Origin of the sequence: Pedobacter chitinilyticus (assembly GCF_003313385.1) — a bacterium.
Taxonomy (GTDB): domain Bacteria; phylum Bacteroidota; class Bacteroidia; order Sphingobacteriales; family Sphingobacteriaceae; genus Pedobacter; species Pedobacter chitinilyticus.
Genome location: NZ_QMHN01000003.1, coordinates 19,571 through 44,163 on the forward strand (window position 1 = coordinate 19,571; position 24,593 = coordinate 44,163).

The 24,593-nt window shown below is 38.3% G+C and carries 23 protein-coding genes; 11 read left to right on the forward strand and 12 right to left on the reverse strand.

Annotation, left to right across the window (positions count from 1 at the left end; all coding sequences use genetic code 11):
* Window positions 1–169 precede the first annotated feature (169 nt).
* Complete coding sequence (locus DUT70_RS10235) at window positions 170–997, reverse strand: DUF5694 domain-containing protein (RefSeq protein ID WP_113647242.1); 828 nt, start codon at window positions 995–997, stop codon at window positions 170–172.
* 5 nt (window positions 998–1,002) lie between these two features.
* Window positions 1,003–2,019 carry a Gfo/Idh/MocA family oxidoreductase gene (locus DUT70_RS10240; RefSeq protein WP_113647243.1) on the reverse strand — a complete coding sequence of 339 codons (1,017 nt, stop codon included), beginning with the start codon at window positions 2,017–2,019 and terminating at the stop codon, window positions 1,003–1,005.
* A 119-nt stretch (window positions 2,020–2,138) separates the two neighbouring features.
* Here DUT70_RS10240 and DUT70_RS10245 point away from each other — a divergent pair, with 119 nt between their 5' ends.
* Window positions 2,139–3,443, forward strand: a complete 1,305-nt coding sequence (locus tag DUT70_RS10245) for a gliding motility protein GldB-related protein (protein WP_113647244.1) — start codon at window positions 2,139–2,141, stop codon at window positions 3,441–3,443.
* Window positions 3,444–3,492: 49 nt separating this feature from the next.
* Window positions 3,493–3,837: a hypothetical protein gene (locus DUT70_RS10250; protein WP_113647245.1), complete on the forward strand. Its 345-nt coding sequence runs from the start codon at window positions 3,493–3,495 to the stop codon at window positions 3,835–3,837.
* A 53-nt stretch (window positions 3,838–3,890) separates the two neighbouring features.
* Here DUT70_RS10250 and DUT70_RS10255 read toward each other — a convergent pair whose 3' ends face one another.
* From DUT70_RS10255 to DUT70_RS10280, 6 genes are all read right to left on the reverse strand, one after another.
* Window positions 3,891–4,571: an OmpA family protein gene (locus tag DUT70_RS10255; RefSeq protein ID WP_113647246.1), complete on the reverse strand. Its 681-nt coding sequence runs from the start codon at window positions 4,569–4,571 to the stop codon at window positions 3,891–3,893.
* Window positions 4,572–4,764: 193 nt separating this feature from the next.
* On the reverse strand, window positions 4,765–5,460 hold the full coding sequence (locus DUT70_RS10260) for an ABC transporter ATP-binding protein (protein WP_205529782.1): 696 nt from the start codon (window positions 5,458–5,460) through the stop codon (window positions 4,765–4,767).
* Between the two features lie 5 nt (window positions 5,461–5,465).
* Complete coding sequence (locus DUT70_RS10265) at window positions 5,466–6,938, reverse strand: DUF5687 family protein (RefSeq protein WP_113647248.1); 1,473 nt, start codon at window positions 6,936–6,938, stop codon at window positions 5,466–5,468.
* A gap of 1 nt (window position 6,939) precedes the next feature.
* A complete protein-coding gene (locus DUT70_RS10270) occupies window positions 6,940–8,220 on the reverse strand; it encodes a replication-associated recombination protein A (RefSeq protein ID WP_113647249.1) in 1,281 nt (426 codons plus the stop codon).
* A 94-nt stretch (window positions 8,221–8,314) separates the two neighbouring features.
* Entirely contained in the window at window positions 8,315–8,686 is a 372-nt protein-coding gene (locus DUT70_RS10275) for a GxxExxY protein (protein ID WP_113647250.1), read from the reverse strand.
* Window positions 8,687–8,755: 69 nt separating this feature from the next.
* Window positions 8,756–9,970, reverse strand: coding sequence for a DEAD/DEAH box helicase (locus DUT70_RS10280; RefSeq protein WP_205529783.1), 1,215 nt, complete (start codon window positions 9,968–9,970; stop codon window positions 8,756–8,758).
* 555 nt (window positions 9,971–10,525) lie between these two features.
* On the opposite strand from DUT70_RS10280, the gene DUT70_RS10285 reads away from it, so the two are divergent.
* The 5 genes from DUT70_RS10285 (at window position 10,526) to DUT70_RS10305 (ending at window position 15,573) form a co-directional block, all read left to right on the forward strand.
* Complete coding sequence (locus DUT70_RS10285; protein WP_113647251.1) at window positions 10,526–11,194, forward strand: succinate dehydrogenase cytochrome b subunit; 669 nt, start codon at window positions 10,526–10,528, stop codon at window positions 11,192–11,194.
* Between the two features lie 32 nt (window positions 11,195–11,226).
* Entirely contained in the window at window positions 11,227–13,206 is a 1,980-nt protein-coding gene (locus DUT70_RS10290) for a fumarate reductase/succinate dehydrogenase flavoprotein subunit (RefSeq protein WP_113647252.1), read from the forward strand.
* A gap of 75 nt (window positions 13,207–13,281) precedes the next feature.
* Window positions 13,282–14,052 (forward strand): succinate dehydrogenase/fumarate reductase iron-sulfur subunit, encoded by a 771-nt coding sequence (locus tag DUT70_RS10295; RefSeq protein ID WP_113647253.1) that lies wholly within the window; start codon window positions 13,282–13,284, stop codon window positions 14,050–14,052.
* Between the two features lie 494 nt (window positions 14,053–14,546).
* Window positions 14,547–14,753: a YtxH domain-containing protein gene (locus DUT70_RS10300; protein ID WP_113647254.1), complete on the forward strand. Its 207-nt coding sequence runs from the start codon at window positions 14,547–14,549 to the stop codon at window positions 14,751–14,753.
* A 139-nt stretch (window positions 14,754–14,892) separates the two neighbouring features.
* Window positions 14,893–15,573, forward strand: coding sequence for a class I SAM-dependent methyltransferase (locus DUT70_RS10305; protein WP_205529784.1), 681 nt, complete (start codon window positions 14,893–14,895; stop codon window positions 15,571–15,573).
* 77 nt (window positions 15,574–15,650) lie between these two features.
* Here DUT70_RS10305 and pepT read toward each other — a convergent pair whose 3' ends face one another.
* A complete protein-coding gene (gene pepT / locus DUT70_RS10310) occupies window positions 15,651–16,904 on the reverse strand; it encodes a peptidase T (protein WP_113647256.1) in 1,254 nt (417 codons plus the stop codon).
* A gap of 74 nt (window positions 16,905–16,978) precedes the next feature.
* On the opposite strand from pepT, the gene DUT70_RS10315 reads away from it, so the two are divergent.
* The 3 genes from DUT70_RS10315 to DUT70_RS10325 all read left to right on the forward strand — a co-directional run bounded on the left by DUT70_RS10315 (window position 16,979) and on the right by DUT70_RS10325 (window position 20,265).
* On the forward strand, window positions 16,979–17,692 hold the full coding sequence (locus DUT70_RS10315; RefSeq protein WP_113647257.1) for a hypothetical protein: 714 nt from the start codon (window positions 16,979–16,981) through the stop codon (window positions 17,690–17,692).
* 127 nt (window positions 17,693–17,819) lie between these two features.
* Entirely contained in the window at window positions 17,820–19,523 is a 1,704-nt protein-coding gene (locus tag DUT70_RS10320; protein ID WP_240432078.1) for a M14 family metallopeptidase, read from the forward strand.
* A 124-nt stretch (window positions 19,524–19,647) separates the two neighbouring features.
* Window positions 19,648–20,265, forward strand: coding sequence for a rhomboid family intramembrane serine protease (locus tag DUT70_RS10325; RefSeq protein ID WP_113647259.1), 618 nt, complete (start codon window positions 19,648–19,650; stop codon window positions 20,263–20,265).
* Here the strand turns inward: DUT70_RS10325 and DUT70_RS10330 are convergent.
* Window positions 20,245–21,207, reverse strand: a complete 963-nt coding sequence (locus DUT70_RS10330; protein ID WP_113647260.1) for a hypothetical protein — start codon at window positions 21,205–21,207, stop codon at window positions 20,245–20,247. The genes DUT70_RS10325 and DUT70_RS10330 overlap by 21 nt on opposite strands.
* A gap of 145 nt (window positions 21,208–21,352) precedes the next feature.
* Entirely contained in the window at window positions 21,353–22,483 is a 1,131-nt protein-coding gene (locus tag DUT70_RS10335; RefSeq protein ID WP_113647723.1) for a hypothetical protein, read from the reverse strand.
* 69 nt (window positions 22,484–22,552) lie between these two features.
* On the opposite strand from DUT70_RS10335, the gene DUT70_RS10340 reads away from it, so the two are divergent.
* The gene (locus DUT70_RS10340) at window positions 22,553–23,584 is read left to right on the forward strand and encodes a dipeptide epimerase (RefSeq protein WP_113647261.1); all 1,032 of its coding nucleotides are present in this window, start codon (window positions 22,553–22,555) and stop codon (window positions 23,582–23,584) included.
* Window positions 23,585–23,617: 33 nt separating this feature from the next.
* Here the strand turns inward: DUT70_RS10340 and DUT70_RS10345 are convergent, their stop codons facing one another.
* Complete coding sequence (locus tag DUT70_RS10345) at window positions 23,618–24,562, reverse strand: Smr/MutS family protein (protein ID WP_317047818.1); 945 nt, start codon at window positions 24,560–24,562, stop codon at window positions 23,618–23,620.
* Between the last annotated feature and the right edge of the window lie 31 nt (window positions 24,563–24,593).

Consider the following 24,593-nt stretch of genomic DNA (forward strand, 5'->3'; position numbering starts at 1 on the left):
GAAATGGAGATATTTTTCGCTTTGGTTAGTATATCCAAAGAATTCTCCACTACGGTCGAAATAACGACATCGTTACTATTGTAAATAAAAACGTCATTGCGCATTACATTACTCAGCAGTCACTTCGAAGAAAATTTAACCTCATGTTTAATTCCTAAGATAAGTTTTTTTATTTCAAAACTTCATGTAGGTCAACCGCTTTCATATTCTGATCAAGGTCTACCAACTGCTTTAACACTGCGATATGTCCAGCTCCCAGAACTACCATAATACGCTCATCTTTTGGGGTAACATTCTTCTGTACCATCGAGTACATCAGCAAGTTTCTGCGATACCACTCCGATACCAAATTGGCGCCTCTAAAATCGTGAAGTTTACCTGCCTTATTAAACAAACTAACGTAATCGCTATAGTCATTTTTTCTTGCTTGTGCAGTGTTTTTTGCTAAAAGCAATTGTGTAAGATTGTATTTTTTTCGGTCTTCATCTTCCTTTTTGCCCATTTTGGCAATTTTATCCTGAATTGTTTGAGCTAATTGGTCTTGCCTAGCTTCTTGGATAGCTTTCATCACCTCATCAAATGGAAACTTAGTTTGTATGTCGATGGCATATAGTTGAGCATTATCGCATTTTTTAGCTGCCCTAAAAGCCAACTGAAAAATCTCGCTCTCTTGATAAAACTTATTTCCTGGATATTTTTGTTTTACAAAGTCTAAAAACTTTCCTTCTTTGTACAAATTGTATAACGTATCCAATTCTCCTTGTTCATCGTAATTCCATTCAATAAATATCTTGGTAGGATTAAATTTTTTGATTTGGTCGGTAATTTTCTCGAGCTCTTGCTGTCCTTTAACCACATCAAAAGGATTGGTTTTCACCAGATCGAGATTAGGACTATCAAAATGGAAGGTGCCCAACAGCAATACTTTAGTTTGGCCATAACTATAGGATGTTTTTAAAAGGCCGATAACACACAAAAGGAGTAAAATTCGTTTCATTTTGATTAACTTTCTAATATTTCTAATTGGGCAATGATATCTTCTTGGCTGATGGGATAAGGTTGATCGTTTACAATGGTTTGGTAAACGGCTTCAAATAATTCGCCGTAATTCCCCAATGGAGAAGTGAGCAAAGAAACGTCTCTCCCGCCATCACTATTGACTAAAGTAAGTTTACCTGCATCCTTCACAATCTCCAAACCGTAACCTTCGTCAGACGGCTTCATCCCTTTCAAAAGTTGCGCTTCCTGTACATCGCCATGGTTTTTAGAAAAAGCACCTAAAGCACCATTCACAACAAAAGCTGGTGGAATGTCTGCGGCCAATAAAGTTGCAGTCAGGTACACATTTAATTGGTTGGGATACGACAAATGAATGAAGAAATAGTCATCTACTTTACTGCTTTCACGATTATTAGCTAAAACCTTATAAAACTTCTCGGGCTTCCCAAATAAAGCAATGGCTTGATCTATCAAATGCGGCCCCAAATCGTATTGCAATCCACTGGCTTCATAGCTATTGTCTTCTTTAAATAGTTTTGGGCCTATTTCATTCCGATAACGATCAAAGCGGAAATACACTTCGGTTAATTTCCCTAGTTTGCCACTATCAATAACTTCCTTCGTCATTTTAAACCCGCTGTCAAACCTTCTGTTTTGATAAACCAAGGCATGCTTTCCTACTTCTTTAGCTAAATCAAAAAGCTCTTTGGCCTGGGCAACTGTAGCGGTAAAGGGTTTTTCAACCAAGATGTGTTTACCTGCCAATAAGCACTTTTTAGCATACTCGTAATGGGTATAGTTAGGGGTATTGATGATCACGAGATCAATGTTGTCATCAGCGATCAACTGATCGATACTATCGTAACTAGTGATATTGGGATAATCCTGCACCGCCTGTTTTTTACTTCTTTCGGTAACGGCTATAAAATTAAATCCATCATTTTGGTGAACAAAAGGGGCATGAAATACTTTACCCGACATACCGTAAGCCATTAAGCCCACATTGATTTTAGGTCTCATAACTACAAATCTAGAAATTTAGCGCAGATATCAAAGTGGAACTATTCACCCAAGAAACTAACGGATATTATTTTTGCTAAGCATGCAACTTTCCCATTTTTTATTTGTCATTTAACCATATGAAGAAAAGAATTTTAATTGTGCTGTGCCTGCTTACTTTAGGGCGAAACCTATACGCTCAAAAACAAACGTTTATAAGTACTACTGATATTGATCATTTTTGGACCGCTTATGATGCTATTCAACAAGCAAAGGATTTCTCAGAAAAAATTTTCATCATTAATGAGCAATACATCAACAAAGGAAGCAAGGGCCTTAAAGCCTTTATGGAGGTACGACAATATAACGATACGCTTTGGGTGGAATTGATAGATAAGCTACCTAAGTTCTGGAATTCGATAAGGGCAAACACGTTAAATATTAAGCATAAAACCGCTGAGCTCGAAAAAGCGATTATTAAGTTAAAAGATATTTATCCTGAGCTAAAACCTGCCGAGATGTATTTCACTATTGGCGGGCTACGATCAGCCGGAACAGTAAAGGACAATATGGTACTGGTAGGTGCTGAAATTGCCACTGGAAATGCCAGTATAGATGTTTCTGAGTTTACTAACAATTGGCTAAAAAATGTTTTCCAAGGGCAATCGCTAGACAACATTGTGTCTCTTAACATTCATGAGTATATCCATACGCAGCAAAAACCTAACGGCTCCAGCTTACTCAGTCAGGTCATCAGGGAAGGGTCTTGTGACTTTATTGCTGAATTGTCTATCCAAAAGCCTCTCCAAACCAAATATCTAAGTTATGGGAAAGCCAATGCTTTGAGTATTAAGGAACTTTTTAAAAAAGAAATGTTCTTAAGTGATTATACAAACTGGTTATATAATGGAAGCCAACGGTCAGAAGATGCAGACCTAGGCTATTATGTAGGTTATGAAATCTGCAAAGCCTATTATCAGCAAGCCAAAAATAAAACACAAGCCATTAAGGACATTATTGAGTTAGATTTTAGTAATGATCAGGACGTTGAGCTTTTCTTAGAAAGATCAGGTTTTTATTCTGAAAAAATAGACAAAAATGCACTTATAAAAGCTTATCAAAAATTGCAACCTACCGTGCTAAGTATGTCGCCATTTAACAACGGCGACAAAAATGTAGATACAACAATGAAGGAACTAAGGATTACCTTCTCCAAGCCAATGATCCCTAAACGATATTCCATTAGTTTTTCGGAAAAGGGTAAAGCCAATTTTCCTATCACTACTGTAAAAGGTCAGGAGAATGACGACCAGACCTTGGTATTAAATATTGCTTTAAAACCCAAACAGGATTATGAATTCATCATCACCAATAGAAGTTTCAGATCAAAAGACGGTTATCCTTTAAAAGATGCTGAATATGTTGTAAAGTTCAGCACAAGGTAAAATTAGCACCTTTCGTCGATGTGAAAATCATTAACACTATATTTGCGTTATGAAAGCATCCGAAATCAATATCAAATGGAAAGAACTGCAAGAAAAGATTGCGCAGGATTTTGATTCGGAAATCCCAGATTTAAAAGTAATACTGTTTTTAATAGGTGTACAGGAATTGGGAAAAGGTCCAGGTAAATTTAGCAAAAGACAGAAAGAAGAATTGATGCATATTGCTACTTGTCGCTTGTTAAGCGAAATGGGCTTTTACGAATTGGAAGGGATTGACCAAGACGGTTGGCCTCATTGGAAACTAGTCAAACAAATCCCTGCTTATGTGGGATTAGAACAGGAAATGCTACTTAGATCTCTAGCAATTAATTACTTTGCAGATATTTACGAATAAAAAATCCCCCAGTGATTGCTCGCTGGGGGATTTTTTTATGATTTAAGCTTAGCTTATCCAGCTTTTTCAGCTGCTTCTTTTTTCAATTGCTCGTTAGCAACGATTACAATTTCTACCCTACGGTTAGCTGCACGACCATCTTCGGTTGCATTATCTGCAATTGGCTCATTGAAACCTTTACCTTCTGTTACCAAACGTGATGCTGGAACGCCTTGTGAAACTGCATAAGTTTTAACCGCTGCAGCTCTTTTTTCAGATACACTTTGATTTACCGCTGCAGTACCTACGTTATCGGTATGACCAATCACTTTTACATCAGTTCCTGGATATTGGTTTAATGAAGCGGCTAAAGTTTGAATGTTCTTTTTAGCTGCATCTTTCAATTCAGTTTTGTTGAAATCGAAAAGGATACCACTATCAAATCTTACAATAATCCCTTCACCTTCACGAATTACTTCTGCACCTGGAATTGCTTGTTGAATTTCTGCGGCTTGCTTATCCATTCTCTTTCCGATGAAACCACCAGCAGTACCACCAACAGCAGCACCTATTACAGCGCCCACAGCAGTGTTACCCGCTTTTTTTCCAATTAAAGCGCCTATTACACCACCAGCTGCTGCGCCAATACCTGCACCTTTTTGAGTATTGGTTAGGCTATCGCAGCTTTGAAAAATCATTGCACCTACCGATAAAGCTATAGCGACAGTTGCTGTCTTAAATTTTGTAGTCATCATTTCTTATGTTGTTTAATTCTTAATGTTGTGTATTCCACTATTCAAAGGTAATGCCAATTTAACACCCGTGTATAAAATATTCGCTTTTTTAGCCAAACAGCATTGATTGACAAATAAATCAAAAGCCATAGCTCTCATCTCTTGTTTAGCGATTGACCACAATTTTATACAACAAACTCGTTACAAGATTATATTATTCCCCAAAATAGGCTTCCAGTTCCTTCAAAGAATTTTCATCAGTATGGAAATCTTTAATGACTTGCCCTTTCTCTAGTAAAATGATTCGATTACATACATCGGTTACGTGGTTTAAATCATGACTTGAAATAAAAGTGGTTAAACGCTGTGTTGTGCTCAGGTTCTTAATTAAAGTTTTTAGCCTAATTTGGGTGGTTGGATCTAAGTTGGCAAAAGGCTCATCCAAAATTAACAGTTCTGGTTTCTGCATTAGCGCCGCTGCAATACCTACCTTATTTTGATTGCCCTTTGAAAAATCTCGGATATACTTTCCACGGTTCAATATCTCACCATTGAAAAATTCTTCGTACTGTTTCAGGTAATCAGCAACGTGGGCAATGCTTAGCCCATGCAAACTACCTATAAAAGTAAAATATTCTTCTGGGGTAAGGTAATCGATCAAAAACCCTTCATCTAAATAAGAAGCGGTATAATCTTTCCATTGGGTGCTTTTAGCAACATTGATATCTTTCGAAAGGATTTCGCCGCTATCTGGTCGTATTAAATCCAAAAGCATTCTGAAAAATGTGGTTTTTCCCGCTCCGTTGTTTCCCACTAGACCAATGGTTTCGCCTGCTCTAATATTTAAACTTCGAATATCTACCACGGTTCGGCCACCGTAGCTTTTTACTAAATTATTTACTTCAATCATAGTTTTTATTCTCTAAAGCCTTCGGCTATTTTATAACGTTGTTGTTCAAATTTCCTTACAATTACACCTACCCAAAAATTACGCATTAGCAAACCTAACAAGCCTAAAAAAGCCAATGTTGCTAAACCCCAATAAGGCAGGTTAAGAATGCCAAATGGCAAATAAATAATTACTGGGAGCAAAAGTAATGGCAAACCTAGCAACCATTGCGTAGCGCCCACTCCCTGCCAGTTGAAACTTGCACTGCGGGTAATATCTAATCGCTTATAATTAAAATTGGCAAAATAAAGTACCACAATGGTGCCTACACCGATGTTATATAGGTATGCTGCTAAGTGCAATAATAGCAGTTTATAGCTCATGAAACCATAAAAACTTGAAAGCAGCGTAATGATGGTACTGCTCATAGTAAAGAGCAGAAATTTAGCCTTGATAAAATCCCTGTGATTGATTTTGTTGGTCAGCAAACCATCGAAATGCGCACTTTGCCAAGCAAACATAAACTGTCCATATATTGAAATGGTAATCCCCGTCATAAACACTGCGGCAAAAAGCATTTTACCAAATTCATCGCCTTCAATTAATGGCATCCGATAAAAAAAGAAACCATAGCACAAGAACATAAATCCCATAATGACAGAGCTTCTTGAACGCTTGTGTCTCAAAATTAGTTTCAATTCTAATGCAGCTAATTCTCCAACCCTACCAAATTGATTAAGGAAAGGATAATCAGTACTCACCTTTTTCTCATTCTTCGAGCTCAACTCTTCGGTGTACAAATTGGCTTTTAAAAATTTAGCATTGATATAAAAGACAGCAAAAGCCATGATTGGGAAAATCAACGCCAAAAAAGGATATTTAGCAACTGTTTGGAAGACCAGGTTAGAGAAATTTCGAATAGAAATGAAACCATAATAGTCAGAAGCGGCCAACCCTAAAATAACCACAATACCTGCCGCAAAAATGGCAACATTGTTAATCGCTTTGCGCTTGATATAAAGCACTAAGAAGTTATTGAACAAAATCAAACCTAATATAGATACCAAATAAGCCAATGCGCCAACCACCCCGTTTGCCGCATTGATATTGATAAATATAAACGGCAAGAAAATAAATAACGGCAGGATATTAAAAAAGGAAACTAGCGATTTAAGGTTTAAAAAATTAACAATGGTTTGCCTAGAGATATTCAAATGGAGATAAGGAACAATGCTTAGCGTAGGGAGTTCCTGCATTTGTATCCTGATGGCCAAGTCCAGCAAAAAATAATATAAAATCAATCCGTTAAATACAATGACTGGATTGACATTAGGCATCACCTTCTCGATAATTGCGGTCATCCAAAAACCTACGCCTATGGCTACTGCCAAAAAATAAAGCATAAAAAACCCAAGTACGATTTGAGCAGCAATACTTCCTGCTTTATTTCGGCTACGCCAAAAGGATTTCCATTGATGTGATAAAAAAGTAGTCAGCATATTAATAATTGTATTTATTCTTCCAATTCTGTTTCAGTTTCTCTCTTAGTTTTTCTTCAGCGGGGTTTTTCCCTGGATCGTAAAGTTTGGTGCCACTTAATTTTTCCGGCAGGTATTCCTGCGCTTCAAAATTACCATCGTAAGCATGTGAATATTTATAGTCTGCACCATAACCGATGTTTTTCATCAATTTAGTTGGTGCATTACGTAAATGTAAAGGCACTGGCAAATCTCCCGTTTCTTTTACCAAAGCTTGGGCATGATTAATGGCCATATAGGAAGCATTACTTTTAACTGAAGATGCCAAATAGGTTACACATTGCGAAAGGATGATGCGAGCTTCGGGAAAACCAATCACGTTTACCGACTGAAAGCAATTATTAGCTAAAAGCAGTGCGTTGGGATTAGCATTTCCAATATCTTCGGACGCCAGAATAAGCAACCTGCGAGCGATAAATAATGGATCTTCTCCACCTTCTATCATTCTGGCCAACCAGTATACCGCTGCATTGGGATCGCTGCCTCGGATGGATTTGATAAAAGCTGAAATAATATCGTAATGTTGCTCGCCAGCCTTGTCATAGAGCGCCAAGTTTTGTTGTGCATGGACCAGTACATTTTCATTGGTCAGCTCTAGTTGGTCCCCACCTATTCCATTAACGGCAATTTCTAAAACGTTCAATAATTTTCTGGCGTCGCCACCACTTAAACGAATTAGCGCTTCGTGTTCCTTAATTTTTATCTTCTTTTTTGAGAGGACTTCATCCTTGGTGATGGATGTATTTAACAGTCCAACCAATTCTTCTTCCGTTAAATTCTGGAGAATATAAACTTGACATCTGGATAGCAAAGCTGAAATGACTTCGAAACTTGGATTTTCGGTAGTTGCTCCAATTAAAGTAACCAATCCTCGTTCTACCGCTCCAAGCAAACTGTCTTGCTGCGACTTGCTGAATCGATGAATCTCGTCGATAAATAAGACGGGCATTCCCATAAAACCGCCTTTCATTGCAGCGGCTTTATCGATTACCTCTCTCACGTCTTTCACGCCCGAATTGATGGCACTTAACGCAAAAAATGGACGGTCTAAGTTTTGGGAAATAATGGTAGCCAAGGTTGTTTTTCCTACGCCTGGTGGCCCCCAAAAAATCATGGATGGAATGCGACCACTTTCAATTGCTTTCCGCAAAACCGCACCTTCGCCCACCAAATGCTTTTGCCCTACATATTCGTCAAGGTTTTTTGGTCGTAATCTTTCGGCTAATGGTATTAGGTTTTGCATAAAATTTATTTTGGCCACAGATGCACAAATATCTTTATAGTCAATAGGTATAAAATCTTATCGAGATGTTACAATATCTTCCAAGATTTTGTATTTATAATATAAGTCTCTTATAATTCAAGCGGGTCTCTCCAAAGTTAACAACAAGCGCTATTTTCTTTTTAGAAACTTTTAAGTAGTTAATGGCTTGTGCAATATGTTCGTCCACGATACAGCTTGTACATTTAATTTCCAAAATGATATTGTCAAAAACAACAAAGTCCGCATAAAATTTATGCGGTAAAACAATTCCCTTATAATTAACAAGATATTCCTGCTCTCGTTTATAAAATATGTTTGTTTTTTGAAACTCATACTCAAGTGCATCTTTATAAACGATCTCTAAAAATCCTACACCCAACTGATTATGAACTTCCATACAAAGTCCAATGATCTCGTACGTCTCTTCTTTCAAAATAAAATTCATAGGTAACTTTTATTTTGTGATAAGTAAAAATACGCCTTAAAGACAAGACGATTATCTGTGCATCTGTGGCTAAACTGTTTTCGGCTTTTTCTTAAAAAACTTTTTCTTCTTCTTTTTGTAAGGTTTCTTTTCTCCTTCAGGCTGCTCTTTTGGCGCCTCTCCTAAATGTTCAGGAAGAGGAATGCGCTCAATAGAACGTTCTATTAATTTTTCAATATTGGCTAAACGTCGTTTATCTTTTGGATTAACCAAGGTGATGGCCGTTCCAGTAGTTGCCGCACGAGCGGTACGCCCAATACGGTGAATATAATCTTCAGGATCCTGCGGGGCATCAAAGTTGATCACCAAATCAATACCTGTTACATCAATTCCACGGCTCAACACATCGGTACCAATTAAAACATTGAGCTTGCTGTTCTTAAAGTCCAGCATAATGGCTTCCCGTTCTTTCTGCTCCAAGTCGCTGTGAAATGCCTCGGCCTTAAGTCCCAGCTTTCTAAACACCTTTCCTAACTCCTTCACCTTTTCCTTACGCCCTGCAAATACGATGATGCGGTTGTAATCGGCAGATTTTAAGATTTCTGTTAGCAGGGCAATTTTCTGATCATCGTGGATCAAATACACCTGCTGGTTAATCCCTTCTGCAGGTTTAGAAATCGAAATGTTAATTTGCTCGGGCTGCTGTAATAAATTGTTAGCTAGCTTTCTTATTTTGAGCGGCATGGTAGCCGAGAACATTACTGTTTGGCGCTTTGTTGGCAAATAACCTACAATTTTCATGATATCATCATAAAACCCCATGTCTAGCATACGGTCGGCTTCGTCTAGTACCAAGTGTTCCAACTTGTCCATTTTTAGTGTTCCCGATGCCAAATGCGAAATTAATCTGCCTGGTGTTGCAATAATGATATCCACTCCGTCACGCATCGATCTTTTTTGCTGATCATAAGCTACCCCATCGCCACCACCATATACCGTTAGTGAGCTAATGTTGGTGAAATAAGAAAGTGCTTCTACCTGTACATCTATCTGTTGGGCCAACTCACGGGTTGGTGCTAAAATTAATACGTTATTATGTCGTTCGTGCTTTTGGGTCAACAGGTTCATCAAAGGCAATAAGTAAGCACCCGTTTTACCTGTTCCAGTTTGTGCACAAGCAATCAAATCCTTGTTTTCACTAATGATGGGAATGGCCTGTTGCTGTATGGGTGTAGCATTTTTAAAGCCCATTGCTAGTAAGCCTTCTAAAAGCTCAGTATTAAATCCAAATTCTTTAAAATCCAATATTTTATCTAATAAATTGACTATAAAAGTACTTTTAATTGGGGCTAAAAGCAAATCACAATGTAAAGCAGCTTTTTTTGAAAGCTGTTAATTATGAATACAATTCCCATATTCATCAACTGTAGTATCTCTTTACGCCGCTTTGCGGAAAATTAAAAAACTTTGCATTAAAATTTAACAGCAAAGAAAAACACTAGTTCGCAGAGAACGCCAATCTTCATTGCACAGTTTTTGGTTAAATAAACCCGTATTGCAGCGGAAATACTTTTTGTGGCATGGCCCAGAAACCTCGTAGGTTTTGAAAACCTACGAGGTTTAAGCTCCTAACAATCACAAAAAGATTGCTGCATAAAGCGGGACTACCATTACCGATGAAATGCTGACTTACATTTTCAAATTTAACTCCTTAAAGTACAAGTGCAAACGTTGCCAAAAGACCATTTTACTTAGAACGTTTCTAAATTGTCGTTTTGTCGTTTTTTTGTAAGTTTTATTCCCAATAAGTTTTCATATTTTAGATAGATTTGCACACTAGAATTATAAATAAACAATCTAATGAGTAGTTTAAGTAAAGCTTTTACGTCGTCTATAGGTAAAAAGTTTGTAATGGGGCTAACGGGTCTTTTCTTGATTTCGTTCCTTATTGTTCACGTATCTATCAATGCACTGATTTTTTTAAATGACAGTGGAGAAACTTTCAATGTAGCCGCCGATTTCATGGGGCACAACATTGTGATCCGTATTATGGAGGTTGGATTATTCGTAGGGATTATCCTTCACATTGTACAGGCCATTATTTTAACCTCGCAAAACAATGCCGCGAGACCAGAGAAATATGCCTACAATAAGGCATCGGCCAATAGCAAGTGGTATTCTCGTAGCATGGGCTTGTTAGGCACATTAATTTTAATGTTCTTAGTTTTGCACCTTTACCATTTTTGGTGGCCTACTAAAGTGGCTGTTTACACACACCAAGAACACAACACTTTCCAAAACATTGTAATGATTTTCCAAGAGCCTTGGGTAGTGGTTGTTTATGTATTGGGTGTTATTTCATTAGGCTATCACTTATTGCACGGTTTTCAATCAGCTTTTCAAACGATGGGTTGGAATCACAAAAAATGGACCCCAGTGGTAAAAACTGTAGGCATATGGTTTTCCATTATTGTACCTATCATTTTTGCTTTAATGCCAATATCTATCTATTTAGGTTGGATTGGCTAAACCGAAACGTTTAATTAAATAGGATTAAGTAAATGTCGAAATTAAATTCAAATATCCCTGCGGGCGAATTGACCCAAAAGTGGACTAAATATAAATCTTCTGTGCCGTTGGTTAACCCAGCGAACAAAAGAAGTTTAGAAGTAATTGTAGTAGGTTCTGGCTTGGCAGGCGCTTCAGCAGCGGCTACCTTAGCAGAAATGGGCTACAAAGTGAAGTGTTTTTGTTTCCAAGATTCACCTCGTAGGGCGCACTCTATTGCTGCTCAAGGTGGTATCAACGCTGCAAAAAACTATCAAAATGATGGTGATAGCACTTACCGTTTGTTTTATGACACCATTAAAGGTGGTGACTACAGAGCACGTGAGGCTAACGTACACCGTTTAGCGGAGGTTAGTGCTAATATTATTGACCAATGTGTGGCTCAAGGGGTTCCTTTGGCGCGTGAATATGGTGGTTTGTTAGATAACCGTTCTTTTGGTGGTACTCAGGTTCAACGTACTTTTTATGCTGCTGGTCAAACTGGCCAACAGTTGTTATTAGGTGCCTATAGTGCTTTAGAGCGTCAGGTAGGTATGGGTAAAGTACAAATGTACACCCGCCACGAAATGCTTGATGTGGTAGTAATAGATGGCAAAGCTCGTGGTATAATTGCTCGTAACTTAATTACAGGCGAGTTAGAGCGCCACTTTGGTCACGCGGTGGTTTTAGGTACTGGAGGTTACGGAAACGTATTCTACTTATCAACCAATGCCATGGGAAGTAATGTTACTGCTGCTTGGAAAGTGCACAAAAAAGGAGCTTTCTTTGCCAACCCTTGCTACACCCAAATTCACCCAACTTGTATTCCAGTTTCTGGAGATCACCAGTCAAAATTAACCTTGATGTCGGAGTCGTTACGTAACGATGGCCGTATCTGGGTTCCTAAAAAGAAAGATGATCCTCGTAAACCTTCGGATATTCCAGAAGATGAAAGAGATTATTATTTAGAGCGTCGTTACCCTGCTTTTGGCAACTTGGTACCTCGTGACGTAGCTTCTCGTGCTGCTAAGGAGCGTTGTGATGCTGGTTATGGTGTAGGTGCTTCTAAGCTTGCCGTGTACTTAGATTTTAAAGCAAATACAGAGCGCTATGGTCGTATCGAAGCTTCAAAAGCTGGTAACCATAATCCTGATAAAGAAACTTGCATGCGTTTAGGTACTGCCGTAATTAAAGAAAAATACGGTAACTTATTTGACATGTATGCACAAATTACTGGCGAAAATCCATACGAAACGCCAATGCGTATTTACCCTGCGGTACACTATACCATGGGCGGTGTTTGGGTTGATTATGATTTGATGACCACTATTCCAGGTTTGTACTGCACAGGTGAAGCCAACTTCTCTGACCACGGCGCTAACCGTTTAGGCGCTTCGGCCTTGATGCAAGGTTTGGCTGACGGTTATTTCGTATTGCCTTACACGATTGGTTCTTACCTATCGAAAGAAATTGCAACTAAACCAATTCCTACAGACCACCCTGCGTTTGTGGAAGCTGAAAATGAAGTAAAGGCAACCATAGATAAGTTCTTAAGCATTAACGGAACTAAATCCGTAGACCATTTCCACAAAAGATTAGGCCACATTATGTGGGAAAAATGTGGTATGGCTCGTAACAGAGAGGGTTTGACTCAGGCAATTAAAGAAATTCAGGATTTACGTAAAGAGTTTTGGGCTGATGTTAAAGTTCCTGGTTCTGCCGATGAGTTTAATCCTGAATTAGAAAAAGCGCACCGTGTTGCCGACTTTATTGAATTGGGAGAGCTGATGTGTATTGATGCCCTTAACAGAGAAGAAAGCTGTGGCGGTCACTTTAGAGAGGAGCACCAAACTGAAGAAGGCGAAGCAAAACGTGATGACGAAAACTTTGCATACGTAGCTGCATGGGAATACAAAGGCGTAAGTGAATTCGAATTGCACAAAGAAGAATTGAACTACGAAAATATTAAGGTTGCACAAAGAAATTATAAATAGTATTTAGACGGGAAGTAATTAGTGGTTAGACCAAAAATCTAACGACTAATTACTAACTACTCAAATCTCAATAAGATGAGTACAGGAAACATGAATTTAACGCTACAAGTTTGGCGTCAAAAAAATAGCAAATCAGCAGGAAAACTAGTTGATTACAAGCTTTCTGATATTTCTCCAGACATGTCTTTCTTAGAGATGTTTGACGTTTTAAACGAACAACTAATTACCAAAGGCGAAGAGCCAGTAGTATTTGACCACGACTGTAGAGAGGGTATCTGTGGAATGTGTTCGATGTTCATTAATGGACAACCACACGGACCAAAAGACCTAGTAACTACTTGTCAATTGCACATGCGTTCGTTCAAAGATGGTGATACCATTGTAGTAGAGCCATGGAGAGCAAAAGCATTCCCTGTAATTAAGGATTTAGCGGTAGACCGTTCTGCTTTTGACCGCGTCATCGCTGCAGGTGGTTTCGTATCCGTTAACACAGGTAATGCGCAAGATGCGAACAACTTGCCAATTCCTAAATCTAAAGCTGATGCTGCTTTTGAAGCTGCGGCTTGTATTGGGTGTGGCGCTTGTGTGGCTACTTGTAAAAATGCTTCGGCAATGCTTTTCGTTTCAGCTAAAATATCTCAATTGGCTTTGTTGCCACAAGGACAGCCTGAGCGTTACCGCAGGGTACAAAGCATGGTAGCTCAAATGGACGAAGAAGGTTTTGGTAACTGTACCAATACTGGTGCTTGCGAGGCTGAGTGTCCAAAAGGTATTTCTTTGGAGAACATCGCTCGTATGAACAGAGATTACCTAAGCGCTAAATTTATCAGCGAAGAAGAAGTATAAGTTCAATTGCATTATAAATAAATCCCCAAATCTTTCATTAGGCTTGGGGATTTTTGTTTTTATGCAGCGCCGCTTATATCCCGCCATTTCGACCGCAGCGCAGCGAAGAAATCTTTTGACTTTTTAATAATCCTGCGAATATTTAATACTATTTTAAAGATCTCTCCACAAGGTCGAGATGACGGTGACTTGCGTCATTACAAGAAGTTAGTGAACTATTAACTCCTTATTGTATTACGATTGCCAGTCGAGCTGGCAATGACGGTACATGAAAGGCAATACAAAGCATCAATGAACAGCATAAAAGCAATTAAATTTTAAATGGCTTTTGCATTTTAGCTCCGTTGTCATTTCCAGTACAACGAGAAATCTCTGGATAATTTACCCACAGACTTATGAAGTTTTGAAAACTTCGTAAGTCTTCAGCCTAAGATTTAACAAAAAACAACAAACAATCCCAGTCCCGTATCGTTTTAATTAAAAGATTTTTAATTATGACAAAGCAAACAAAGATATTGAGCGGTGTTTTAGCGGGAGTAGCTTTAGGGGCCGTAGTTGCGATGGTGTTATCGTCTGATAAACATAGTGACATGAAAAGTAAAATAAACGATTGGTTTTGCGACCTTTTCGATAAATCAAAAGATAAGCTTGCCGGTGTTGCCGATGCGGTTAAAGAAAGAGTTGACCATATTAAATCATAATTGATTTCAATTAATCAATTATTGCAAACTGCCACTGAAATAAATTCAGGGTGACGATAATCGAATGGTCCGTCGTGCTGAATTTATTTAAGCATCAGCTTTTAATATTTAATAAAAAGGCATTTCCGTATCTTTGAAAATGGATATTTACGGAAACGCCCTTTTAGATTTTCGCCAGACTGGTAAAGCCGAAATCTTATGGCTTCATAATTCTTATGATGAACCTGAAGAAATGCCTGTTGAGGTCTTTTTTAGGGGTGAGGATGATATGCCCGAGATTGAGTTAAAAGCATTAGCGCTATGTAAGGGTAAGGTACTTGATGTGGGTGCTGGTGTAGGTAGCCATGCGCTGCTTTTAGAGAAAAAAGGGTTAGATGTTACGGCGATAGATATTTCTGAAATAGCGGTGCAGATCATGCAAGAGCGTGGCGTTAAAAAGCCTTTGGTTCAAGACTTCTTCAAGACTACAGAAAAATACGACACCTTATTGTTCATGATGAATGGTATTGGTTTAACTGGCACCTTACCAGGCTTCGAAAACTTATTAGAAAGTGCCAAAAACCTTCTTCTTCCAAAAGGGCAGTTATTATTCGACAGTTCCGATATTTCCTATTTGTATGATGATTTACCTATGCCTACCAATCAGTATTTTGGGGAAATTAGCTATTGTTATGAATACAAAAAGCAGAAGGGTAATTGGTTTAACTGGTTGTATATTGATCCAACCACACTGCAGCGCTTAAGCAAGCAGTATGGCTGGAATTGTAAGATTGTTTATGTGGATGAGCAGGATCAGTATTTGGCACAATTAACTTTGTAATTGACGATTTTAGAATTACGATACGATTAAAAATATCACTATCTGCTGATCGTCAATCTAAAATCGTAACTCGTAAATTAGCTGTTTTCTTCCCACACTTGTACCAATTGAACAATGGTTTCTACCGACTTCACCATATCTTGTACTGCAACCCATTCTTGTTTACCATGAAAAGCATGTCCACCAGTAAATATATTTGGACAAGGCAACCCCATAAATGACAAACGGGAACCATCAGTACCACCACGGATACTACGGGTTACTGGATTAAGTCCTGCTCTTTTCAGAGCTTCAATACCATTGGCCATAATTTGAGGATATTTATCCAACACCTGCTTCATATTACGGTATTGCTCCTTAATCGTTAAGCTATAAGTCGAATTTGGATAAGCCGTAAGCACTTGCTTTACAATTTTCTCTAAAGTTTCTCCATGAGATTTTAACAAGTCATCATCAAAATCACGAAGGATGAAATTTGCTTCTGCCTGTTCCACACTTCCACTGATCCCCACGGGATGAATAAAACCATCTTTTTGAGAAGTACTTTCTGGACTGAGTTTATCTTTTGGAAGTGCATCAATAATCTCTGCTAAAATCTTAATGGCACTTTCCATTTTTCCTTTCGCAAATCCAGGGTGTGCACTTACGCCATTAATGATCAACTTTGCGCCATCAGCAGAAAAAGTTTCGTCCTCGATAGAACCTAAAGTCTCCCCATCTATGGTGTAAGCAAAATCAGCGCCTAGCTTTTCTAAATTCACTTTATCTACCCCACGGCCAATCTCCTCATCAGGAGTAAAAAGTATTTTAATGGTACCGTGTTTTATCTGAGGATTTTGTGTCAAATAAGTAGCGGCTTCCATAATCTCGGCAACGCCAGCTTTATTATCGGCACCCAACAAGGTAGTTCCACTTGCAGTGATAATATCGTTGCCTATTTGGTTCTTTAAATCCTTGTGTTCCGAAAACTTTAAGACGATGTTATGATCATCTGGCAAAACCAAATCCTCACCTTGGTAATTTTTATGAATAATCGGTTTTACATTCTCTCCACTGCTGTCTGGAGAGGTATCCATATGTGAGCAAAAGCAAATTACGGGCACATTTTTATCTGTGTTAGAAGGAATAGTTGCATAGACATAGCCATGCTCGTCCAAGTGTGCATCACTTAAGCCTAACTCTAGCAATTCTTGCGCTAAAATCTTGCCCAGATTTTTCTGTTTAGCAGTAGAAGGAGTGGTTGGTGAAGAAGCGTCAGATTGAGTGTCTATTTTTACATATTTCATGAACCTTTCGGTTATAGAAACAGCATTTATTTTTATATCTTGCATAAATTCAAAGATATTATTTATTATTTTGAATAAGAATTATACTTTTGCAAAGTAAGCACTTAATTTATAACAACTTGAAAAAACGTTACTTAGCTTTATCACTGATTTTTTTTACGGTTACAGCATTTGGTCAATCAAATTTTTATAAATTAAGCGGCGGTATTGGCGGCGGTGGAACATACACTTTCACCGACGTTAAAAAAGGTGGTTTTGGATACGGTGCTTATGGTGCTCTTGACTATCACTTTACTCCTTTTATTACTGGAGGTTTAGAATTGCAAATGGGCTTGGCCAAAGGTGGCAATCGTGTAACAGATCCTCACCAAAGAGAATTTACTAATGCCTTTAAAGCCGTTGCCCTAAACTTCAAATTTAGAGCTGGCGAATTCACCGATTTTTACTACAGTGATTTTTTGAATTACACCAAAGGGTTTTACCTTGGAACAGGCTTAGGTTTTGTTCAGAGCCATATGAACTCCATTGTAAGGTATAAACCACAAGATGATGGCAGTATTTATACATTTCCTGGCGAAGATAAGGGCTCAAGTGTGATGGTGCCTGTTAACTTAGGAATTGATTTCTACTTCCCAGATAGCTGGGGCGAAATCAGGTACATTTTTAACGTCAATTATCAAACAAATTTTGTGTTTGCTGATAATTTTGACGGATATAATGACCCTAGAGCAAAAGGATTTAAAAACGTAAGTCCAGACATGTATAACTTCCTTTCTATAGGCGTTAAATATACATTTGGTCCTAAGGGCATTACCAGAAAAACCATCCGATAGTTTATTTTGTGCTAGGCTATCCAAAATTTTGGATACAGTCATCTTCTTAAAAAAACAAAAGCTATTTTTATGCTCAAATCATTTTATAATGAGGGTATATTTTCTTTTGTCACTTATCTGTACTACCATGACTGCTTTTGCACAATTAACTCCTTATGAGGCTAGTCAAAAAAAAGCTACTGCAACTTATAGTGAGGCAATTGCTTACTATCAAAAACTAGCTACAACATTTGACAAGCAAGCAAAGCTGATGACTTACGGTCAAACTGATTTTGGTAAGCCGTTACATTTGTTGGTACTTAACAGAGATGGTATTTTTGATGTAGCCAAGATCAAACAAGCAGATAAACGTGTGTTGCTCATTAACAACGGGATTCATCCTGGTGAACCAGAAGGTATTGATGCTTGTATGATGTTAGCAAGGGATTTGCTCAAACAAGGACAGCTACCCAAAGATGTAGTCATTTGTATTATCCCCGTTTACAATATTGATGGTAGCTTTAACCGAACCAGTACTTCAAGAGCGAACCAAAATGGCCCACTAGCTTACGGCTTTAGAGGCAACGGAAAGAATTACGATCTTAATCGTGATTTCATCAAAACTGACTCTAAAAACTCAGCAGCTTTCCAGCAGATTTTTAACGCTTGGCAGCCAGAAATTTTTGTGGATACCCATACCAGCAATGGCGCAGATTATCAATACACAATGACTTTGATCCCTACACAAAAGGACAAGCTCAATCCCACATTATCGAACTATCTCACCCAAACAATGCTGCCTTATCTGTATCAAGAAATGAAGGAAAAAGGTTTTGAGTTAATTCCCTATGTAAATTCGGTTAAGGAAACTCCAGACAACGGCATCTCTGGTTTTATGGAAAGCCCACGATATAGCACAGGCTATGCAGCATTGCACAATACCATTGGTTTTATGCCCGAAACTCACATGCTAAAACCTTATGATCAAAGGGTAGAATCAACTTACAAACTACTGGAAACCTATATTGCTTTGGTAGAACGTGATGCCAAAACAATTGGGGAGAATAAGAAAAAAGCAGATGCGGAGACGGCATCGAAAACAACATTTACTTTAGACTGGAAATTGAACAGAGATCAGTTTGATGAGATAGAATTTAAAGGTTATGCTGCCAAATACAAACCTAGTGAGGTAAGTGGGTTGGAAAGATTGTATTACGATAGGAACGAACCTTATACCAAAACCATTAAGCAATGGAACAATTTTGAGCCAGCTTTAACAATTGAAAAGCCTATTGCTTACGTTATTCCAAAGGCTTGGAGCCAAGTGGTACAATTGCTTAAACTGAATAATGTTAAGGTGAGCCAGTTTAAAAAAGACGTAAAGTTAGCCCTTGAAATGTATTACATCATTGATTTTAAGACCGCTCAAAAACCTTTCGAAGGGCACTATCTACATTCTGCAGTAAAAGTAGAGCCTAAGCAACAAAACATTCAATGTTATGCGGGAGATTATGTTGTTTATGTCAATCAAAAAACCAATCGATACATTGTAGAAACCTTGGAACCTCAAGCTCCTGATTCTTTCTTCAATTGGAACTTCTTCGATTCTATTTTAGGACAAAAGGAACATTTTTCATCCTACATTTTTGAAGATACCGCAGCACAACTTTTAAAAGACAATCCTTCCTTAAAGCAAAAACTGGAAGCCGAAAAAGCTAAAAATTCGGAGCTGTCCAAAAGTGCTTATGCACAATTAGAGTTCATTTACAAAAATTCTGATTATTTTGAGCCAACTTTTATGCGCTACCCTATTGGAAGGTTAGTGAAGGAAATTGAATTAGACATAAAATAATAAGATTTTCGTCATTGCGAGGAACGAATCCATTTTAAAGCGAGAGTTTCTCCTTTAACTTATTTGTAGGATTGCCTCGTGCCTCGCAATGACGTGATTTTTAAAACAGTAACCAAAAATCAATATGGCATTAGAATATTGGAACATGGCTCCCGTGGCCTCCATCATTTTTATTTTCACTATTGCAACAAGCATTTACGCTTTTAACAATACACAGCTATTCGGCAAGTTTATGCTGCATCCTTATAGCCTGGCAAAAGGAGGAAAGCTCTATACATTCGTCACCAGTGGGCTTATCCATGCGGATTGGATGCACTTGTTTTTTAACATGTTTACGTTCTTTTTCTTTGCTTTTAGATTAGAAGCCATGATAGGCCATTGGCAATTTGCCGTGCTTTATTTAATTTCCCTGGTGGTCAGCGATATTCCAACGGCCATTAAGCATAAAGACGATTATAGCTACAGCAGCTTGGGCGCTTCAGGAGCAATTAGCGCAGTGCTTTTTAGCTACATTTTGTTTGATCCCCTGAATCTCATTCTGGTAATGTTCATTCCTATGCCAGCTATTTTGTTTGGCGTGCTTTACCTTGCTTATTGCATGTACATGTCCAAAAACTCCAGAGATCATATTAACCACGATGCACACTTTTTTGGTGCATTATCTGGATTAATTTTAACGGTAGTTCTTAAACCTGGAATAATCACTCATTTCTTAAATCAGCTAACCAGCATCTGGCAATAAAGGTTGCTCGAAAAAGCTCATTGGTGCTTTTGGATCTTTGATGATCTCGAATAAGGTAAAGCCATAAGGTTTCCAGAAATTTTCGAGTACCTGTGCATAGGTTTTGTGTTGCCATTCATCAAAAAGAGGTTTGTTTTGGATCCCACGCAAAGGCATTGGGTCAATGTAAGCCACATCGTTAGCTTCAATGACATTGTACTCTGGCAAGCGATTAAACAAATAAGCCGAATAAAAGAAGCGAGCAGCCAACTCTTCAAACTGCTGGTCGGTCAATGGCTTGTCGTTAATAGATTCTAGCAGTTCGTGATGGTATCTTTTATTAGTTCCATTATCCTGCAAACAGGCCACAATTCCAAAATCTTTAAACTTTAGGGAGAAAATCAAGGTATTAATTTCATCTCGGAAGCTAAATGCGGTCTCCGTATTTTCTAAAGGAACTACCACAATTGACCAGGGTCTAAATTCTTCAAATTCTACCGCTCTAAAAATACCTTGCAGCATTAAATGTAAATTGCTAAACTTGTGCATTAAGCCTTGCGACATATTCATGCCATCGCCACTCAGCTGCTTTAAGCGTATTGCCCCTTGCATTTCGATATACAAAAAGCTGTACATCAATTTGCCAATCCAATGAAACAAATCTATTTCTGGCAAAGCCGAAGCACCTTTATAACCTTGCTCAAAAGCAGTTTCCAGCTTTTGCTCTAAAGGTAAAATGGTTTCCGTATAGATTTCTGCGCTGGCAGGAACCACCAAACTTTTATACGTCCTAATGCTTTCATCCAAAAACTTAATCTGTTCCTCGCCGGTAAGCTTGGCCATGTTTAACAACCAATCAGGCAACACGCGAACAGCCAGAGGTGAAGTTGAACTACCGCTCAAAAAGCATTTGTCGTTTCTAAAATCGAACGTTTTAAAAGGATTATAAAGACTATGGTTCATCGTTGCAATATTAACAATAATTGACAAGGGAGTAATTGTTTTATTGTCATATTGATGAAAGATGGTTAACTGTTGAAATTGTTTAACTGGTTAACTGATCAATAGCTTTATTCAATCATTCAACTCTTAATCATTCAAAATTAAACTAATACCTGCTATAAAACGAAGTGATATGATCTACTAACTGAGCATAAATTGGCTTCGTAAACTCCACAAATAAATTGCCTGGAGGCGGAGGCATCACCTCTCGCTTTCTAGTGAGTGCTAGTTGCTGTCTATCTAATGCACGTTCATCTCCTCTAAAGGAAGCCCAGTAATCTTTCCAAACGTAAGTACCAGCTATTTTTTGATTACGTAGTAGTTTGTTGGTGCGCAAATCTACAACGGCAAAGTTCAATAAACCCGAAGAAGAAACTTGCTTCTCAAACTCACTGTAAGTAGCTTTTACTGTTCCGTAAATTTTACCATGTCTGTTTTCTCCAATCACTACACTGTCTCTTTTCAACTTTTCTACTCTCTCCTTTACGTAGGTTTGGCCAACAATAAAATCATCAAAATGCAATTCTATCAATTGATCGGCCCTTACTTTTTGTGCCGCAGCATCTTCTTCTGCATAAAATCTTACAAAAGTATTCCCTTTATAGGTGGCCAAATAATTGGCAATTTGCTGCTGAAAATATTGATTACTCAACTTATAGGCGTTACTATTGATGACTGCTGGCTGAACCACCACTTTTAGCACCGCAGCCCAATAGGCATCTTCAATCTTTTCCTTTACTCCTTTTAAGGATGGATATAAACTTTGCGCTTTCACAAAATGTTGATAAGCCACCTTTGCACTTTGACGATTGTTTTCTCTCAACGAACGCTCGCCTAGTAAGTAACGTGCTTCGGCTGCCTTGTATCTAGAATCCTCAAATTCCTTTACATATTTTGGCGGGTTGGGAACTAAATTCAAGCAGCTTGGACAAGCGTTCACTTCATCGCTCAGCTGGTTAATTTGTTGATAGCGATACATGATATTTTCCCATTTCAGGGCATCCACCGAAACCTTAGCTTCGTCAATTTTCCTCAAGTGGGTTTTAATAGCCAAATCAAATGCCTCGGGTAAAACCTGCATTGCTTCCTTATTTTGTGGGGAGCTTCTTAATCGGTCAACCGCTTTAGAAACTGCCGCATCGTAATCACCTTTTTGTAAGGCATTTTTTCCAGTAGTACATCCAACAATTAATATGGATAAGTAAAGAAAATAACGTAATCTTGAAATAGAATTCATGGCCATATATTAGCGTTAACAAATATACTGTAAGGCTGTAAACCTTTTTAATGATTTAGACGATTAAAGATGAAAATTAGTTGCAAGGAATTTGAATTAGAGTTAAAACACCCATTTTCTATTGCCAAATTCACCCGAACCAGCACCCCATTATTCTTATTAAAAGTAGAACACGAAGGTAAAGTGGGTTATGGAGAGGCAAGTATGGTGCCTTACATGGGCGAAAGCTATGAAACGGCAAATGCTTTTTTGAAAAAAGTAGACTGGAACCAATTTAAATTCCCGCTTGACTTTGCTAGTGTTAATGCATATTTAGATAGTTTGGCTCCTGGAAATCCTGCGATCAAAGCAGCTATCGATATAGCACTTCACGATTTAAATGGTCAGTTATTGAACAAACCTTGCTACGAAATATTTGGTGCTGATCCTGCAAAAATGCCTGTAACTTCTTTCACCGTAGGCATTGATACCCCCGAAGTTTTAAAGAAAAAACTGGAAGATGCCAAAGACTTTAAAGTGGTAAAAGTTAAACTTGGCAGAGATAATGATAAAGAAATTATTGAAACCATTCGCAGCGTTACCAATGTACCACTTTATGTAGATGCCAACCAAGGTTGGAATGAACGAAAAAAAGCCATCGATTTGATTTATTGGCTACACGACAAAGGAGTGGTTTTGATTGAGCAACCGATGGACAAAAATAATCTGGAAGGCAATGCTTGGTTAACGGAGCGTAGCCCTGTTCCAATTTTAGCTGATGAGGCCATGCAACGTCTCTCTGATTTAGATTCATTGAAAGGTGCTTATCACGGCATTAATATTAAACTGATGAAAAGCACGGGCATGTACGAAGGCCATCAGACGATTTTAAGGGCACGTCAACTAGGCATGAAAGTATTGATTGGTTGCATGAGCGAAACTTCCATTGCGACGTTGGCAGGTGCACATTTAGCTCCGCTTTGCGATTGGGCTGATTTAGATGGGCCATTTTTGACCATTAACAATCCATTCGACCAACCTGCTTTTGAACATGGTAAATATGTGCTCAATCAACTGCCTGGTTTAGGACTTACAGGTGTTAAAGAAGATTTATTTGGATAAAAGTTGGGTGGTTTACCCACCCAACTTCCTATTTTATACCTTAAACACAACCTCGGTAGCGCCGTAACCGAATTTCTCTTTACGGGCATCCATGAAAGTGCGCACCTGAGGGTGTTTGCTGATTTTTTGATGGATATGATGTCTTAACGTACCATTTCCAACACCGTGGATGAATACGATGGAAGGCATTTGATGCACAATCGCAGCGTCTAAAGCTCCTTGAAACTTTGCCAATTGAACTTCTAAGATTTCGCTTTGCGACAGGAATTGATGATCATCCCTTAACCTCTCAATATGCAAGTCTACCTCATTAGCTGGTTTGGCAATTTTTGGCCTTTCTTCCTTAGGTGTAAAAAAGCTCTCCTTTAGTTTTTGAGCATCGACCACCAATGCTGGTTCATCTAACCTCACTAGCCAACCAAATTTATTGATCTCTGTAATTTGGTTCTTAGCGCCACTAAAATCTTTCGACTTAAAGCGTTTTTCGACTTGTAATGGTGTTTTAGGTTTTTTATTGGAAGTCGTAAAATATAATGCTTGAAAAGTAAAATTAGGCCAGTTGTCTAAATCGCCCAGATTAGCGGTGTAAACTTGCACTATCCCTTTAGGTTGAATTACACCTGCAAATTCACCTTTATAAATCCCCCCTTTTTCAGTTTTTAAGGAAAACAATAGTTGATAAGAAGTTTGGTTCAATAATGTAAAATGCGCTACCACAGAAGCCTTAGCATCTTCAGCAACTGCCAAATAAATCCCGTCTTCTACAAATTTCTCATCTACCTGTTGGGTAGGCATGGCATTATTGCTCGTTTCGGCATTGCTAAAATGGCCATGCACATAGGTCAAATTACCTGTGGACACTGGTATTTCAAACCCGTCAGTATCTGTAACCCCTACCGTGTGCTCGTCTATTTCACTAGTTACATAGCCTTCTCTTTTCTCATCAATAAACCGAACGTAATCTCCTATTTTGAACATAATAGTATTTAGTAATTAGCCTTTAGTATTT

Bases quoted from the DNA above. Each gene is read 5' to 3' on its own strand.
- DUT70_RS10235 (WP_113647242.1), bottom strand. From the start codon at position 997: ATGAAACGAATTTTACTCCTTTTGTGTGTTATCGGCCTTTTAAAAACA.
- DUT70_RS10240 (WP_113647243.1), bottom strand. From the start codon at position 2,019: ATGAGACCTAAAATCAATGTGGGCTTAATGGCTTACGGTATGTCGGGT.
- DUT70_RS10245 (WP_113647244.1), top strand. From the start codon at position 2,139: ATGAAGAAAAGAATTTTAATTGTGCTGTGCCTGCTTACTTTAGGGCGA.
- DUT70_RS10250 (WP_113647245.1), top strand. From the start codon at position 3,493: ATGAAAGCATCCGAAATCAATATCAAATGGAAAGAACTGCAAGAAAAG.
- DUT70_RS10255 (WP_113647246.1), bottom strand. From the start codon at position 4,571: ATGATGACTACAAAATTTAAGACAGCAACTGTCGCTATAGCTTTATCG.
- DUT70_RS10260 (WP_205529782.1), bottom strand. From the start codon at position 5,460: ATGATTGAAGTAAATAATTTAGTAAAAAGCTACGGTGGCCGAACCGTG.
- DUT70_RS10265 (WP_113647248.1), bottom strand. From the start codon at position 6,938: ATGCTGACTACTTTTTTATCACATCAATGGAAATCCTTTTGGCGTAGC.
- DUT70_RS10270 (WP_113647249.1), bottom strand. From the start codon at position 8,220: ATGCAAAACCTAATACCATTAGCCGAAAGATTACGACCAAAAAACCTT.
- DUT70_RS10275 (WP_113647250.1), bottom strand. From the start codon at position 8,686: ATGAATTTTATTTTGAAAGAAGAGACGTACGAGATCATTGGACTTTGT.
- DUT70_RS10285 (WP_113647251.1), top strand. From the start codon at position 10,526: ATGAGTAGTTTAAGTAAAGCTTTTACGTCGTCTATAGGTAAAAAGTTT.
- DUT70_RS10290 (WP_113647252.1), top strand. From the start codon at position 11,227: ATGTCGAAATTAAATTCAAATATCCCTGCGGGCGAATTGACCCAAAAG.
- DUT70_RS10295 (WP_113647253.1), top strand. From the start codon at position 13,282: ATGAGTACAGGAAACATGAATTTAACGCTACAAGTTTGGCGTCAAAAA.
- DUT70_RS10300 (WP_113647254.1), top strand. From the start codon at position 14,547: ATGACAAAGCAAACAAAGATATTGAGCGGTGTTTTAGCGGGAGTAGCT.
- DUT70_RS10305 (WP_205529784.1), top strand. From the start codon at position 14,893: ATGGATATTTACGGAAACGCCCTTTTAGATTTTCGCCAGACTGGTAAA.
- pepT (WP_113647256.1), bottom strand. From the start codon at position 16,904: ATGCAAGATATAAAAATAAATGCTGTTTCTATAACCGAAAGGTTCATG.
- DUT70_RS10320 (WP_240432078.1), top strand. From the start codon at position 17,820: ATGACTGCTTTTGCACAATTAACTCCTTATGAGGCTAGTCAAAAAAAA.
- DUT70_RS10325 (WP_113647259.1), top strand. From the start codon at position 19,648: ATGGCATTAGAATATTGGAACATGGCTCCCGTGGCCTCCATCATTTTT.
- DUT70_RS10330 (WP_113647260.1), bottom strand. From the start codon at position 21,207: ATGAACCATAGTCTTTATAATCCTTTTAAAACGTTCGATTTTAGAAAC.
- DUT70_RS10335 (WP_113647723.1), bottom strand. From the start codon at position 22,483: ATGAATTCTATTTCAAGATTACGTTATTTTCTTTACTTATCCATATTA.
- DUT70_RS10340 (WP_113647261.1), top strand. From the start codon at position 22,553: ATGAAAATTAGTTGCAAGGAATTTGAATTAGAGTTAAAACACCCATTT.
- DUT70_RS10345 (WP_317047818.1), bottom strand. From the start codon at position 24,562: ATGTTCAAAATAGGAGATTACGTTCGGTTTATTGATGAGAAAAGAGAA.